12 protein-coding genes and 1 riboswitch are annotated in these 14,710 nt (G+C 38.6%); of the genes, 11 read left to right on the plus strand and 1 reads right to left on the minus strand.

Going from position 1 to position 14,710, the window contains the following annotated elements; all coding sequences use genetic code 11:
- From AC3EBE_RS10950 to AC3EBE_RS10965, 4 genes are all read left to right on the plus strand, one after another.
- The coding region (locus AC3EBE_RS10950) for a hypothetical protein (RefSeq protein WP_488595065.1) at nucleotides 1-246 on the plus strand (246 nt) is incomplete at its 5' end.
- 424 nt (nucleotides 247-670) lie between these two features.
- Complete coding sequence (locus AC3EBE_RS10955) at nucleotides 671-1,096, plus strand: type IV pilus modification PilV family protein (protein ID WP_488595066.1); 426 nt, start codon at nucleotides 671-673, stop codon at nucleotides 1,094-1,096.
- Nucleotides 1,097-1,112: 16 nt separating this feature from the next.
- Entirely contained in the window at nucleotides 1,113-1,544 is a 432-nt protein-coding gene (locus AC3EBE_RS10960) for a PulJ/GspJ family protein (protein ID WP_488595067.1), read from the plus strand.
- Between the two features lies 1 nt (nucleotide 1,545).
- Nucleotides 1,546-2,790: a hypothetical protein gene (locus AC3EBE_RS10965; protein WP_488595068.1), complete on the plus strand. Its 1,245-nt coding sequence runs from the start codon at nucleotides 1,546-1,548 to the stop codon at nucleotides 2,788-2,790.
- Nucleotides 2,791-2,901: 111 nt separating this feature from the next.
- Here the strand turns inward: AC3EBE_RS10965 and AC3EBE_RS10970 are convergent, their stop codons facing one another.
- Nucleotides 2,902-3,042 (minus strand): hypothetical protein, encoded by a 141-nt coding sequence (locus AC3EBE_RS10970; protein WP_488595069.1) that lies wholly within the window; start codon nucleotides 3,040-3,042, stop codon nucleotides 2,902-2,904.
- A gap of 28 nt (nucleotides 3,043-3,070) precedes the next feature.
- Nucleotides 3,071-3,153, minus strand: a riboswitch (cyclic di-GMP riboswitch).
- Nucleotides 3,154-3,378: 225 nt separating this feature from the next.
- Between AC3EBE_RS10970 and AC3EBE_RS10975 the strand changes: the two genes are divergently transcribed.
- The 7 genes from AC3EBE_RS10975 to AC3EBE_RS11005 all read left to right on the plus strand — a co-directional run bounded on the left by AC3EBE_RS10975 (nucleotide 3,379) and on the right by AC3EBE_RS11005 (nucleotide 14,408).
- Entirely contained in the window at nucleotides 3,379-3,534 is a 156-nt protein-coding gene (locus AC3EBE_RS10975) for a hypothetical protein (protein ID WP_488595070.1), read from the plus strand.
- 113 nt (nucleotides 3,535-3,647) lie between these two features.
- Nucleotides 3,648-5,087 (plus strand): Wadjet anti-phage system protein JetA family protein, encoded by a 1,440-nt coding sequence (locus AC3EBE_RS10980; protein WP_488595071.1) that lies wholly within the window; start codon nucleotides 3,648-3,650, stop codon nucleotides 5,085-5,087.
- Nucleotides 5,068-5,676, plus strand: coding sequence for a DUF4194 domain-containing protein (locus AC3EBE_RS10985; protein WP_488595072.1), 609 nt, complete (start codon nucleotides 5,068-5,070; stop codon nucleotides 5,674-5,676). The genes AC3EBE_RS10980 and AC3EBE_RS10985 overlap by 20 nt, the downstream gene beginning before the upstream one ends.
- Nucleotides 5,645-9,001, plus strand: coding sequence for an ATP-binding protein (locus AC3EBE_RS10990; RefSeq protein WP_488595073.1), 3,357 nt, complete (start codon nucleotides 5,645-5,647; stop codon nucleotides 8,999-9,001). The genes AC3EBE_RS10985 and AC3EBE_RS10990 overlap by 32 nt, the downstream gene beginning before the upstream one ends.
- A gap of 34 nt (nucleotides 9,002-9,035) precedes the next feature.
- A complete protein-coding gene (locus AC3EBE_RS10995) occupies nucleotides 9,036-10,229 on the plus strand; it encodes a Wadjet anti-phage system protein JetD domain-containing protein (RefSeq protein WP_488595074.1) in 1,194 nt (397 codons plus the stop codon).
- A 133-nt stretch (nucleotides 10,230-10,362) separates the two neighbouring features.
- Nucleotides 10,363-11,697, plus strand: a complete 1,335-nt coding sequence (locus AC3EBE_RS11000; protein WP_488595075.1) for an S-layer homology domain-containing protein — start codon at nucleotides 10,363-10,365, stop codon at nucleotides 11,695-11,697.
- Nucleotides 11,698-12,095: 398 nt separating this feature from the next.
- Complete coding sequence (locus AC3EBE_RS11005; RefSeq protein WP_488595076.1) at nucleotides 12,096-14,408, plus strand: hypothetical protein; 2,313 nt, start codon at nucleotides 12,096-12,098, stop codon at nucleotides 14,406-14,408.
- Nucleotides 14,409-14,710: the final 302 nt, after the last annotated feature.

Raw genomic sequence — 14,710 nt, forward strand, 5'->3', positions numbered from 1 at the left:
GGTGTAATCACCATTTTTATATGCGGTTATTGCTTCATATTTAAACTGACTAGAATAATATCTATTGGACACAAAAAGCTCCCCCTAAGTGAAAACAGATTTTTATTTTTTAATCTGTCTACCTTAGGGGGAGCTTATCAAAAGCGGGATAGTGCCTGGCTTTTTGTTATTTCGCTGAATGAAACCTTGTGCTTTTTTGATTTAAATTATTGGAAAATAACACCTATAATAAATATAGAATGGTAATGATAGAGGTTTGATTTTGAAAGCCTACAATAAAAATACAAGGTATAAGGTCGGGGTTCAGATGAGTTTTACAGCAGAAGAATATATACTCCTAAAACAAGAGAATTTTAATTTAAAACAAATGAATAAGAGAATGAAAGGGTTCCATTATAAAAACGGAGCGGTGACATCAGCAAATCATTCAATGCATATGAAACAGATTTAAAATATTTGGAAGGCCTTTTTAATCAAAGGAAGTGGTAAGCGTAGGGACGTACCCTGCGCTTCCTTTGTGTATTGAATACCATTGGCGGAACATCGGGACGGTTCTCGCGTTCCAAAGTGGAACGCAAGAACCGTCCCCATGTTCCAAAAATATGATGCTAGGAAATAAGTCCTGGTGGTATAATTTGAGATAATTAGTTTTTTTTGAGAGGGTTTTTGCATGGTTTCTAATGAAAAGGGTTTGACGCTTCTTGAGGTTTTGCTTTCGATGGTGATTTTGTCGATTATCCTGGTTTCGGTGATGAGTTTTTTTCCTCAGGTTGGCGCGCTGAATGCGAAGAATGAGTCGAAGTCGAATGGCATTCAGTCTGCAAAGGAGCTCCTTATTGACTGGAAGGGTTCCAGTGAATTGAAGATTTTTCTGAAGAATCCTGTTGAGCTGAACAGGCCTGCGGAATATACCAGCGAAGATTCGGAGTCATATTTTTTTAAGACAACCATCAATGGTTACGTTGGGGATATTCAGATTAAAAAGACCCCTGATTTATCTTCAGGAACAGGTAAGCCATATCGTATTTATGTGAAATTATCAGATGATAAAAATCTTAAAATCAGTGATACATATGGATATGTCATCGTCGATTAGTAGAGGGGATTTGGGTATGGTGAAAAATCAGCGGGGATTGACCTTAATTGAAGTCCTGGCTAGCTTGACGATCCTTGCCATAGTCGGAATTCTAGTCTGGCAAGTGTTTTTTCAGGGAATGAACTACTCTTCAAAGGCAGCATCAAAAAATAAAATGCAGCAGGAAGCCACGGTTCTTACTGCCAAGTTAACCAAGATCCATCAAACCTCTGATGATTATGAGCTTTCTAATTCTGCCTGCAAGGTTACTGTCAGTTATACGAAGCAGGGGACGACGACGGTGGAGGAGTTCAGTGATCCCAAGATGTGTTTTGAGCTTGATTTTACCGGTGTAGTGGACCCGGACCTTAATGATCTGCCGTTAAAATTGACAATCTATGATCCATCCAATGCTGAAAACCGGATTGTGCAGGATACATTTCTTTATAGGCTGAAGGGAGACGGCTAGTTTGAGAGAGTTAAAGAATGAAAATGGGTATGCGCTGTTGACTGTTCTGCTAGTGATGATCATCTTCATGTCTTTGGGTATGACATTATTCGCCCATTCCTACAACAGTACGAAGCAAAATAAGATTGTGGAAGAGAACAATCAGTCCGTGGCGTTGGCTGAAATGGGGATTACGTATTACCAAACGGCTATTAAAAATGCCTATGTGGAAAATAAACAGGCAATAGGAATTCAAGTGCAAGACGAGCTGCTAAAAGATAACCTGAATAAAGTGACCCGCCCAGAGGGGTACTACGGCGAGAGGGCCATCTCGCTCATGGTCAATGCGATAAATGGACACCTGAGTGCAGTAAGCAAGACAAAATCGATGGATCAGCCTGGAGCTTCTTTTTTAATCGATAATCTTTCGGTTGTTAAGATGCCTGAAGGAATAAGCATTGAATACAGAAGTTCAGGTATTGAGGGGACGCAGAAGGCGATGCTCGGAGCGGAGTTGAAGATTCCGATCAAGGGTTTGGAGTCAGCCAGCAATCCGGGGGGCGGGACTGGCGGCAGCGGTGGGTTTTATGAACTGCCTGGTTTTAATAAGATTCCGAAACCTGAAGTGACTTTAACATGTAAAAACCCTACCTCACTAAAAAATACTACTTGCAGTAGTATTCTCGTAGAAAAATCAAAAATATACGATGAAAACAATAATAAGTTGTCCGATAAAACGATTTATTCCAATGATTCATTATCTTTAACTGGCAACGGGAACAGCATGGATACTGTTAAAATCCATACTGACGGTGGCTTTTATATTGAAAAGAATATGAATAATATGAGCAATATGCTATTTGAGATAAAAAAGACAGGGACCTTTGACCACCTCAGGGTTAAGGATTCTGAAATCTATGTAGGTGAAAACCTAAATATTTTTAAACATTTTGAATTAGAAAATTCTTATGCTTATATAGGTGGAAATGTATTGATGGATAAAAATTATCATCTAAACATCGACTCCAACTCAAAAATGTGTGTTGCCGGCAATCTGTCAGCAAACACAATCAACATTTCCGGAAAACTATATATAAAAGGGACCATAAAAGGAATAGGAAAAGGACAACCAAAAGTAACGGGCACACCAACATACGTAAACAGCCAAGAATTCACCAAAGCCTGCGGAAACCCAACCCAATCCAACCAGCCAGAACTCACCATGGAATGGGGAAACATTGTTAATAATATTAAATATAACTACTGAGTGTGGAACATGGGGACGGTTCTCGCGTTCCAAGTGGAACGCAAGAACCGTCCCTGCGTTCCAAAAAAGCCAGGCACTATCCTTAAGCAGGATAGTGCCTGGCTTTTTTATTTATATTTGATTAGCAAGCAGCGTCACAAGCGCACTAAGTACAACCGAAAGAAGAATCAAAGAAATATACATAATCGCTTTATTCCGCTTTTTCCTCTTCATCTTGGCTTCCGGTGTTAGGTGTTGATAGATTGTCGACATCAAATGATCCCCCATTATTATGTAGTTTGATGGCAGCTGGCAGGCTTAGCCGATGCTGAAGCCCCTATAGCTTTGCGTCATTGCCTTTCAGCAATTTTGCCCTTTAGACATGAAAATTCTGAATAAATGCACTATGGAACTTCATTCCCTCTATTAAATTGAATAAACCTGGAAAACAGAAAATGAGTCTAAGGTACTAGTGGAACATGGGGACGGTTCCTGTGTTCCAGAATGGAACACGAGAACCGTCCCCATGTTCCACCTATGTTCCTTTTTTTGAAACAAATTTAATTTCCAATCGTATACAATTTATAGGAAAATAGAAGGAGAGATACTATGAGGGCTATTACGATCACTGGCTATACGGAAACGGGTTTTAATAGGAAGCTGAATCGATTTTTGGCGGATTCTTCTCATGAAATCATTGAGGTTAAGTTTGTTTCGCCAATTTTCTTTTATTGTGCACTGGTTTTATATAAACCTAAATCATAAAAGGTGTGAGTACATGAGGAAAAAAGTATTAGGCTATGAAACTGTAATAATTATTTTGGAAGTTAGGGGAAATTTTTCGATTACAATAAAAAATTTTCATGTGGAGAAAATATATGAAGCTCTTTGAAGTAGTGCCAGAGCGATTTTTTACATTGTTTTCTGGCAGTAATAAAGAAATATACGCTGAAGCACTTATGGAATTATACGAGCAATACAAGATCAATCGGGTTGGCATCGAATATGACATCATGAGGGATTTGATGCAAGAGTTAATAGAAGTTAAAGAAGAGTTAGGTGACGAATTTGAGTTGGAAAAGGAAAGCACCTTAGATGGTGGGGAGTCGGAAAATGTCCATCGTGCCAAGGCAAATGCGCTTTTAAGAAAGTTATTGCAACTAGAATGGATTGACATTGAAACTAGGAACAATTTTAAACAGTATATTGTCCTGCCGCATTATTCCATTCGGTTGTTAGGTGTCCTGCATGAACTATGTCAGGTAAGGACTGTTGAGTATCAAAGCTATACATTAAGTACCTATCACTTATTAAGTGATGAGGGTATGGAGAAGCAACCAAGTCTTGCAATAATGGAAGCTGAGCGAATTACCGAGAGATTATTAGATGAATTACGGCTTCTGATTAACAACATGAAGCATCATATGGAACAAGTAGTCAGTAAGCAATCCCTTCAAGAAGTCCTCGATCACCATTTTGATGTCTATATGAAAAAAATAGTCGATCAGAGTTATCACCGTTTGAAGACATCTGACCATGTTGCAAGATATAGAACCATGATACTTGAGACTGTGCAGAAATGGTCTTTGGATGAGGAATTATTTAACGTGGCTAAAAAGGATGCTTTGGAATCGAACTTATGTAATTCAGAAGACGATGCAGAGAAGAAGATTAGGCAAGCATTGCAATTCATTGAGGAAACATATGAAAGTCTGGACGAGATTTACCAACAAATCGATATAAGGCATCACCAATACCTTAAATCCTCCTATGATCGTGCCAGATATTTAACACAGCATAGTCAAGGGATTGATCAGCAAATAGCTGTTTTATTAGAAAGGTATGTAGCAAATAAACAGTATTGGAACCAGGCCATTAGTAGTATGTTTCGGCTGCATGATACGGAGCTGTTATCAGAAAAATCATTGCTAACTCCAAGAAAAAAGAAGCCGCCACACCAGGCAGAAAAACATACAGTGGTTCCTATCTCAGAAGAATTAAAGAAACAAATCAGGGCGCAAAGTATAGAACGATTAAAAAATGCCATTACCAGGGATAAGGTAAACGATTTTGTCGTACAACGATTGGCAGGCCGTGAAGAAATAGGCATGATTGATTTAGCTCCAGAAACGGCAGAAGAATATATTTTTCTACCATTCGTCTATTTATTTGGATATGACCCAAATTCTGAATATAGATTGATACGACAGGAAAAACAGCAAATCCTCCATATCGGACAATATCGTTTTAATGATAGGAAGGTGGTAAGGAGTATGCAACATAAAGGGGGTGGCACAAATGTTCGAAAACGTAAATGAGACGGAGCAGAAAGAATTACAATCCATCATAAATAAATTGATTTCAATTAATGTACTTGTTAAAGAGGTGGATCGCTCCTCTTACTACTTGGCAAATCGCCATAAGGTAAAATTAGAAGAATTCTTTCGCTTCTTGGGCTGGGATTTAGTAATTGACGATCGGCATGAAACCATATTCGTGTCTTCTCCAAGAGGATTACACTTGAAAAAGCTTAACAGAGAAGAAAGTATTTGGCTGCTGATCATTAGGTTGATTTACCAGGAAAAAAGAGAAGGATTATCTTTGTCTGAATTTCCATTGACGACTTTATACGAAATTAAGGCAAAGTATGAGATGTTTCGCGTCCCCATTTTTACAAAGTCAAAACTTAATGAATTTATTCGTTTTTGTACCAATTATCAACTGTTGCAGCCTATTGATTCTGACTGGCATACAGATGAATGCCGATTCAGTTTGTTTCATAGTTTATTACATATTATTGATGGAGAGTCTCTCCAGAAACTAAAAGAAAAGGTTCTAAGGTATGAATTAGAACAAGGAGAGGAGGATGAAGAACATGAAATGGATGAAGAAGCTGAAACTGATTAACTGGCACTATTTCAAAGATGAGGAAATTAACTTTGGGCGGCAGACGATGATCACAGGAAGGAATGCGGCGGGCAAATCAACCATCATTGATGCTCTGCAGGTACTGTTTATCGCGAATTTAAAGATGATTCGTTTCAATTCTTCTGCTCATGATGATGCCAAACGTTCCTTAATCAGTTATTTAAGGGGGAAAGTGGGAAGTGATGAGCAGCGATATGTCCGAGAGGGAGATTTCACCACCTATCTTGTCACGGAATTCTTTGATGAAAAGAAATATGATTATTTTGTTGTGGGAGTTGTTATTGACGTTTATCGAGATGATACATACGATCAAGAGTACTTTATCATAAACAATTGTACATTAAATAATATTGACTTTATAAAAGAAACTGGGGAATTAAAGAATCGAGATGAATTTCACCGATATGTATCTAGTCTTAAAAATCGTAAAGTTTTAGAAAGAACGAAAGATGGTTATCAAAAGGCTTTGCTTAATCGTATGGGTCAGGTAAATCACCGCTTTTTTTCTTCTTTTTCAAAAGCACTATCGTTCAAGCCTATCCATAATGTGAGAGATTTCGTCTATGATTATATTTTGGATAAAAAAGAACTACAGCTGGGTATTATGAAGGAAAACTTCGAGGTTCATCAAAAGTATAAAAGTGAGTTGGATAATCTTAGAATTAGGCAAACTAGTCTGCAAAAGATTAATGCACTATTTGAACAATATCAGAAATTATTAAATACTGTTTCTCAACAAGAATTCGTCATTAGAAACTTGAAGGTTGCCCAGCAGTTTGAAGAATATGAAAAATTATTAAATGAAAAACATGTCATGGAAGATGCTGTACAACAGTTATCAAATGAAAAGAAACTTGCAGAAGAGCAACATAATGAAGCGAAAGAGAAAAAAACGATAGCCTATCAGGTTTGGCAAAACAATAAGGAAAGATTGAGAGAAGAAGAGCTCCGTCGAGATATTGAAAGCGCCAAAAACAACCTTGAAGTGAACCGAAGACTCTTGAATAAACTTATTGATGATATTAATCAAGAAAGTATCCTAATACAGGAGTTAATCTTTTTAACAGATAATGAATTTTGGAAGTTTGAAGAAACAGAGCTGCACAGCTTGAAAGAAGGTCTTCACTTGTTAGATTCTATTTCTCGTCAGTTAAGGTATTCTGAGCCTGCTATAGAGGAAATGATTCAACAAGAGTTGTGTTCACTTGGTGAAAAATTGTCCTCTCTCTATAGCCGCTTAATTATAGCAAAACACAACACTGAAAGAAAAATAGAAGAGTTGAAAGAAAAGAAGACTGATTTGGAACATGAGATCAGTAACTTGGAAAATAAGCAGAGGACATACCCTTCTTCCATTAATAAACTAAAAGAATTGCTGGAGAAAGGTTTGAACGGTAAATCGAGAGTATGGATTCTTTGCGAAGAGATGGAAGTTCTCGAGGAAGATTGGCGAAACGCTATTGAAGGCTATCTCCACACTCAAAAGTTTGATTTACTCGTAGAACCTGATTATTTTCAACAAGCTCTATCAATTTATGAAAAGGAAAAATGGAAGCACAATATTGAAGGAGTAGGATTAGTAAATACACTAAAGGAACAAAGATATCTGGGTTCTTCTAAAAGAGGATCTTTGGCAGAGGAGTTGGAAACTGTCAATCCTGTAGTTAAAGCGCGTGTTGAGCACTTGTTAGGAAGATTAATGAAAGCAAACTCTGAAAAAGAGTTGAGCCACCATGATGCCGCCATAACGACAAGTTGTATGCTCTATCACAGTCTGGTGGCCAGGCAAATCAAAAAAGAACGATACCAAATACCTTATATAGGTTCAAAGGCTATTCCACGGCAAATTGAACTAAAGAAAGAAGAACTTAAACAGACGAATCTAGAGATTCAAAAAATAGAACATTTTAACAATCTCTTTAAGGAATGGTCGTCCAAACTTACAGAAAAACGTAGTTATTATAACCATTTAAGCAAAGGAATGGAACTCCCGGAAACTGTTAAACAGTTGGAGAAAACACTAGTAAGCCTTAAACAGGAAATAATCCAATTAGACTTAAGTGGAACAAAGATACTAGAAGAGAATTATCGTTATTGGGAGAGTAGAGAAAAAGAACTAGATAGTAAGGTGAAAAATTTAATTGGGTCGATAAGTGAAAAAACAGTACAAGTACAATCTTTAGAAAAAGGAGTCGAAAAAGGAAAGAAGTACCTTACTGAAAGGGAGGACGAAGTTTCTCAATGGCAGAACGATAACGATCAAGAAACTTTAAGTCTGGCTTTGGAAAGATTAAGAGAGGCAGAAAAACAAGAAGGCCCTCTAGATAAACAAATTGAAAACTGGCTTAACAATCAAAAAGGCAATAGCACTCAAGCTAGCAATAAGTTTAGTAAGATTAGGGACGAAAGACATGATTACAATGTTCAACATCATTTTAACGGAGACAAAGAAGTTGTAAATAATGATGAATACAATCATCTGTTGAGCCAAATCGATATTGATATTGATTCCTATCAAAAAAAACTTGACGAAGCTCTGAAGCAATCAGAAGAAGAGTTCCGATCCCATTTTATTTATAAGATGAAGGAAGCAATAGAAGGAGCCAAAAGGCAATTTCAACAACTCAATGAGGCGTTGAAAAGATTCCCCTTCCATCAAGAAAGCTATCAGTTTGAATATAAGCCAAGTGAGAAATATAAACGTTTTTACGATATCATCATGGATCCACAAGTGATTGAAAAGGGATCTTTATTTGATCTTCCAGATGACAAAAATGATTTTTCCTTACATGAGTTATTTGAAATTTTGATAAAAGGCGAAGTTGGTGAACAGGAAGAATTTTCTGATTATCGTCGATATTTGGATTTTGACATTATTATTACGTCCCTAGATAACAGAACAAGGTTCTCTGAGGTTTTAAAAGAAAAATCAGGAGGAGAAACACAAACACCCTTTTATATTGCGATTCTCTCTTCTTTTAACCAGTTATATAGCTCGGGGAAGACGATGCGTTTGGTTGTCTTTGATGAAGCATTTAATAAGATGGATGAAGAACGGATTCGGACTAGTCTGCGCCTGATAAAAAATATGAACTTTCAATTAATTGCTGCTGTACCGGATGAAAAGCTGTCAAGTATGGCAGCGGAAGTCTCAACAATCATCGTTGTTCATAGAGAAGGATACGAGTGCTTTACCGATATGGTAAATAAGGAAGTGATTGATCTTGAAAGGACTGTCGAGGGAACAGGAGATGATATGGGGATACAAAAACAAGATTCTCTCTTTACTCCTGAAGAAGTATGAAGCAAGTAAAGCGTTCAAAACGGGGGAGGGAAGCTTGCAGCGACCCCAGTTTACTATAAAGAAACTAAGCAATACACTCTCTAAAGATTATTTTGATGAAATGAATTACCGGAAAAGAGAGTGGATTCACCAGGCACTCTACGAGCTTGAAGGGGAGCAGATTATTGAAGTGAAATGGCCAAAGTTCAAAAAGGGTGAAGAAATCGACAAAGTATACATCAATTATGAGGCGATTGAACAAGCTTATAAGCTTACTGGTATTATTCCAAAAAAATATCAGCTAAAAGAACTATTAACCATCCTGATGCCCTTATCCGAACATCCCTGGGAATGGGTAAGGAAATTTTGGGAAGTTTGTGATATGGCTTTATCTAAAAATCAAACAGCCGGATTGGATATCCAGGATTCAAAAGGGTATGAAGATTTAGTCAAAACCCTGCTGTTCTTGCCTCAAATTGATGAGGGAATGATGAAAAGAGTATTAAGCCAGCATTTGTTTTATGATACAAAGTACTTTGAGAGGTTTATCCAAAATAGATTGTTAAACATCTACAAGCGCTTTGGAAGTATGGAATTTGATACCGATATCGAGTATTTAGACTCTATCGGAATTATAGAAAATCCTCGTATTACCTTATTGGCTGGTCCATTATTTTTTAAAAGTAATTCAACATCGGTAGAAGTTGCTGCCCTATCCGGTGGTATGGGCCTTTCGTCTCAAACGATTAAAGAGCTGGATATCGTTGATATACCAGTTAAGGGGATACTCTTAATTGAAAATCTTACTGTATTTCATGAATATTTACTTGGAAAAGTACCAGAAGAAGTGGTGATTCCTTCAAGCATTTTAGCAAATCCTAATCATGTTTTGACTATCTATACAGGTGGATTTCCTCATCACGCTTTACGCAAATTATTATATAAACTTAAAGACTCAATTAAATCTCATATCGAAATCTATCATTGGGGAGACATAGATTATGGAGGCATCCTAATCTTTGAACACTTGCGTACAAACTATTTTCCTAGACTAAAACCTTTATTCATGGATAAGTCCATCTACAACAAATATTTAAATTATGGAATACCCTTTTCTAAAGAATATGCAGAAAAACTTATTGCCCTTTTATATGATGAAAACTACAAATTATGGCACCCGCTAATTGAGGATCTATTAAAAAATAAAATTCGATTGGAACAAGAATGCTTATTCATCAATCGGAGTTAATCCCCTGTGTTCTATATGTTTTAAGGAGGGGGGCGGTGTTCAACACCTTTAGCTCCAAGCACTTGTGTTATTTTTAGGAATTTTCTGTTAAAATATTCCTGGGTAAATAGTCTATGGTGAGGGTGTGTGGGTGATGAGGAAAATCATTAGCTTTTTGGTCATCTTGTTATTGCTTTCAGGGGTATTCAGCATGGAGAGAGGTTTTGCAAAGTCTGGGTTCAAGGATGTGAAGGAGTCTTATTGGGCGCAGGAGGAGATTGCTTTTTTAATTGAAAAAGGAATCATTGGCGGCTATAAGGATGGGACTTTCCGTCCTGGGGAGAACATCACCCGCGGGCAGGCGGTCGTCATGATTGCGCGCGCTTTTAAGCTGGACAGTTCGAAATACAAGGATCCAGGATTGAAGGATGTGGGGAAAACAAGTCCATATTTTGATGCTGTTAAGGCGCTGGTTGGCGAGGGGATTTTAGCTGAGGTCATTGATAAAGATAAACTGTTGCCTTCGAAGTCGCTGACTCGCGGAGAGATGGCATCGATTGTAGCCAAAGCCTATAAGCTGGAGGGTACATATAATGGACAATTCAAGGATGTCGGCAAGGAGGACTTTGCCTGGGATGACATCAACTTGCTGGCTGCAAACAATATTACGATCGGTTTTGCGGACAAAACCTTCAAGCCGAACAAGCCTTTGACGCGGGTAGAATTTTCAGTGTTCCTGGCAAGAGCGATTGACGATAAGTTTAAGACACCTTCTGATCAAAAAGAGACTGTCAGTCTGCCTAAAGTCAGTTTAGTAGAAATCGATACAGACAATACATCATACTGGATTACCAACGGAGCTCATGTTACTTTGCGTGGCAAAGAAGAGAGGAAACCGATCAAGGATTATGTGGAACCTGGTATGGAATATCTGGCAGTCCAGATTTCAGAGAAGCCGATTGATCTGGCGGCGATGCTGAAAAAGCCTGGCAGGATTGAAAAGATTGACCGCATGACAAGCTTTACTTATCGGATTGATGGAAAGGAAATAACCAATCCAGCCCGAAATGTCATTGTGATTTTTTATGATAAAAATAGAAAGCCAGTGGCCTATCAGGAGAATGATATTACTCTGAAGCCAAAAATGATTATCCAGACTAACGCAGAAAAAATCAATGCTTCTGGGTTCTTTGAGACTTTTAACAACAAAGGAACTCATTTTATAAAATTCAAGGTACCAGCCAATTATCAATCACTAGGTTCTTACTTCTCCCTGCATGGCAGCTACTCAGACTTCACCTATAACGACGCCATCTCAGCAGTAGGAGATCGCATTTTTAAAATTGACGAGGAAATTGGAATATCAGCGGTCGCTGTAACCAACTTTAAAGAAACCAATAAAGACGGCAAATTCTATATCACCCTCGTCATCTATGACTCCAGCTTCAAACCAGTAGGTTATGTTAAAGAAGAGCTGGAATTGAAATAAAGCTGGAACATAGGGACGGTTCCTGTGTTCCAGAATGGAACACGAGAACCGTCCCCATGTTCCACACTTCCAATTAGTTGGAGGTGTTTTTTTTTTTTGATTATCTGGATTAAAACTGGTTCATAAAATTTTGTAAGAAGTTATATCTATATAATTTTACACTGAAATAATCCTTTTATCCTACAGAAGTAAATGATGATATAGGAATAAAAACCCAAAAATATTCTGAATATACAAAATTTATTGACAATTTAAACCAGCATTTATAGTATAGGACATGAACCAGAAATAAACCAGAAGAAGAGGTGATTAAAAATCTCAATAATGCTACATACCGTCAAAAGTGCTTCTGGATCTTTAAGCGTAAACAATACACTTGAAAATTGGAGGGGGAAAATTTGAAAACCAAAATTGGCGTTATTTTGGCCATGGTCTTATTGATTGTTTCATCTGCGTTACCTATGAATGCTATTGTAAGCGCGGAGGAACCTGCTTTTTCAGTCAAGGACCAGTTTGAAGATACACTTAATTTAGGCGATGCAGTTATGACTCCTTTATCCCAGGTGGCGGCTTACGGCCAGAACAGTAAAGGAGAGAATCTGCAATACATTGCAATCGCAGGAAATCCAGCTGTTTTTTATGCTGTGAATGCTGAAACAGGTGAACGTATTTTTTCTCAGCAAATCCCCAATTCAGATGTAATTTGGGCGATGACAATTGGAAGCGATAACAATGTTTATTTTGCGAGTACAATCAATGGTGTGCTTTATCGGTACCTTACGGAAGAGAACAGAATGGAGATTATCGGGAAAAATCCATCGGCTAATTTCGTTTGGGATATAAAAAGCAGCAATGACGGAAAAATTTATGGTGCTACCTTTGATGAATCAAAGGTATTTGAATACGACATTGCGAGCAATAGCTTCAGAGATCTTGGGACTATGAAAGAAGGGCAAAAATACGCACGCGGCATCGGTGTTACTGATAAGTATGTATACGCAGGGATCGGAACAACCCCAGGAGTTGTCCGATATGACCGTGCTACTGGCGAAAAAAAGGAAATCCTGATACCTCAATTAGGACAAAGTGGAATCGTCTCAGAAATTGCCATCTATAATGGTAAGCTTTTTATCCATTTTGGAGGAAAGCTGGTTGTAGTTGATGAGGAAACAGAGCGATATATCCGTACGATAGCATTCCAAAGCAAAATTTCTCCCCCATCTCCTTATAATCCAGATTTGATCTACTACAAATTGCAGGACAAACTTTATTCTTATAACACAGAAACAGACACCGTTAAACTGATAGAAAATATTCCGCCCCTTCCGGCAGGTACGGCAGCGAAGGCGCATAGCTGGCTGACCTTAAGCTCAGGGGAAACTGTTCTAGCAGGAATGACCGCATTTACCGATTCATTTTTCTTTAACCCTGAAACAAAAGATTACTCACTCCATTTTCCGAATGTGGATGCGCAAGGGGCAACAATCAATGCGATAACAGCCTCTGATGGAGTAGTGTATTCAGGTGGCTACCAGCGCGGATTGAGCTTTTACGATGAGAAGCGCCAGGGTTACACGTACACGAACTTTTCATTCCACCAGCCAGAGGGGATTCACGAATATACCGGAAAGATTTATTTCGGGACCTATACGGGGGCAAAGATGTACCGGTATGATCCTGAACTTCCATTGAGATACAGTGAATCCAGCAAAGCAAACCCTGGACTTTACCTCGATATTGAAGAAGAACAGGACCGTCCATATGCGATGACGAGCGGGGATGGAAAGCTGTTTATCGGAACCTTCCCTGGATACGGCAAACTTGGCGGAGCTTTGACGATTATGGAAGAAAAAGAAAATGCTAGTGGAAATGTAGATATCGAATCAAGAACCTTTAGAAATGTAGTCGAGAATCAAAGCATTTTTGGACTGGCTTATAAAGATGGCAAGGTTTTTGGAGGCACATCCATTTATGGGGGCCTTGGCATCGACCCTGTCGCTGATGAAGCGAAAATGTTTGTTTTCGATGTAGAAAAAGGTGAGAAAATCGCTGAATTCACGCCTGAAATACCAGGCTTGAATGTGAAGCTCCAGACAATTGGCGACCTTTCCTTTGGTCCTGATGGCCTTCTCTGGGGATTGGTCGATGGCACTATTTTTGCGATGGACCCAGAAACTTACAAGGTAGTTAAAAGCAAAGAAATCTATGAGACTACCTTTAACTCTTCGAAGTTCCGACCGTTCTATTTACAATGGGGACCTGATGGAAATCTTTATACGACGATGAATAGAAAGCTGACTGTTGTGAATCCGGAAACTTTGGAATCAGAACAACTCGTTGGCGAATCAGTCCAACTGATGGATCTCGGTGATGATGGAAGCATCTATTATGCGATTGGCGCAACCCTATTCAAGATGCCTGCCAAAGTGGAAAAAATAGAGGTGGAAGTTGACCCTAAACTAGTCACTGGTCGCAGTGTGGAGACAAGCGTTACCGCAACGATGGTAAATGGAAAGAAAGTAACATTGGACCAAAGCCAATTCACAATTACAGCAGCCGATCCACAGTTGTTGGAAGTTGCCAGTGCCTCAATAACAGGAACAAAACCAGGAACGACGACTATTAAGGCAGAAGCCGTATTGAATGGCAAAAGCTATACCTCCGGGGAAGTCAGAGTCACAATTGCCAATGGAAACAGGGGACAGAATTGATCCTGAAATTGGGGAGCGTGTGTTGGTTCTCTTAAAGAGGTTTATGCTAGGTGAATATATTTGATCCTATCTTGGGGAAGATGCTTTGATGCTATTTATGCATTAGAAGTCATTTTCCCTATCTTTAACGATACTTTTCATGTTAAATTTTGGCTCTGTTAAAGCTGAATGTTGATTTTAAACCCTGTTGATTGTAGTGGAAGGCGCGCAGACTCCTTCGGGATTTAGCGGGCAGGTGAGACCCCGCAGGAGCAAAGCGACAAGGATGCTCACCGCACGCCCCAAGAAAAATTTGCTCTTGA

This window comes from Mesobacillus sp., assembly GCF_057785455.1.

What these genes read in the sequence shown, in the direction of transcription:
- AC3EBE_RS10990 (WP_488595073.1), top strand. Translation starts at nt 5,645, where the DNA reads ATGAAATGGATGAAGAAGCTGAAACTGATTAACTGGCACTATTTCAAA.
- AC3EBE_RS10985 (WP_488595072.1), top strand. Translation starts at nt 5,068, where the DNA reads ATGTTCGAAAACGTAAATGAGACGGAGCAGAAAGAATTACAATCCATC.
- AC3EBE_RS10955 (WP_488595066.1), top strand. Translation starts at nt 671, where the DNA reads ATGGTTTCTAATGAAAAGGGTTTGACGCTTCTTGAGGTTTTGCTTTCG.
- AC3EBE_RS10960 (WP_488595067.1), top strand. Translation starts at nt 1,113, where the DNA reads ATGGTGAAAAATCAGCGGGGATTGACCTTAATTGAAGTCCTGGCTAGC.
- AC3EBE_RS10980 (WP_488595071.1), top strand. Translation starts at nt 3,648, where the DNA reads ATGAAGCTCTTTGAAGTAGTGCCAGAGCGATTTTTTACATTGTTTTCT.
- AC3EBE_RS10970 (WP_488595069.1), bottom strand. Translation starts at nt 3,042, where the DNA reads ATGTCGACAATCTATCAACACCTAACACCGGAAGCCAAGATGAAGAGG.
- AC3EBE_RS10975 (WP_488595070.1), top strand. Translation starts at nt 3,379, where the DNA reads ATGAGGGCTATTACGATCACTGGCTATACGGAAACGGGTTTTAATAGG.
- AC3EBE_RS11000 (WP_488595075.1), top strand. Translation starts at nt 10,363, where the DNA reads ATGAGGAAAATCATTAGCTTTTTGGTCATCTTGTTATTGCTTTCAGGG.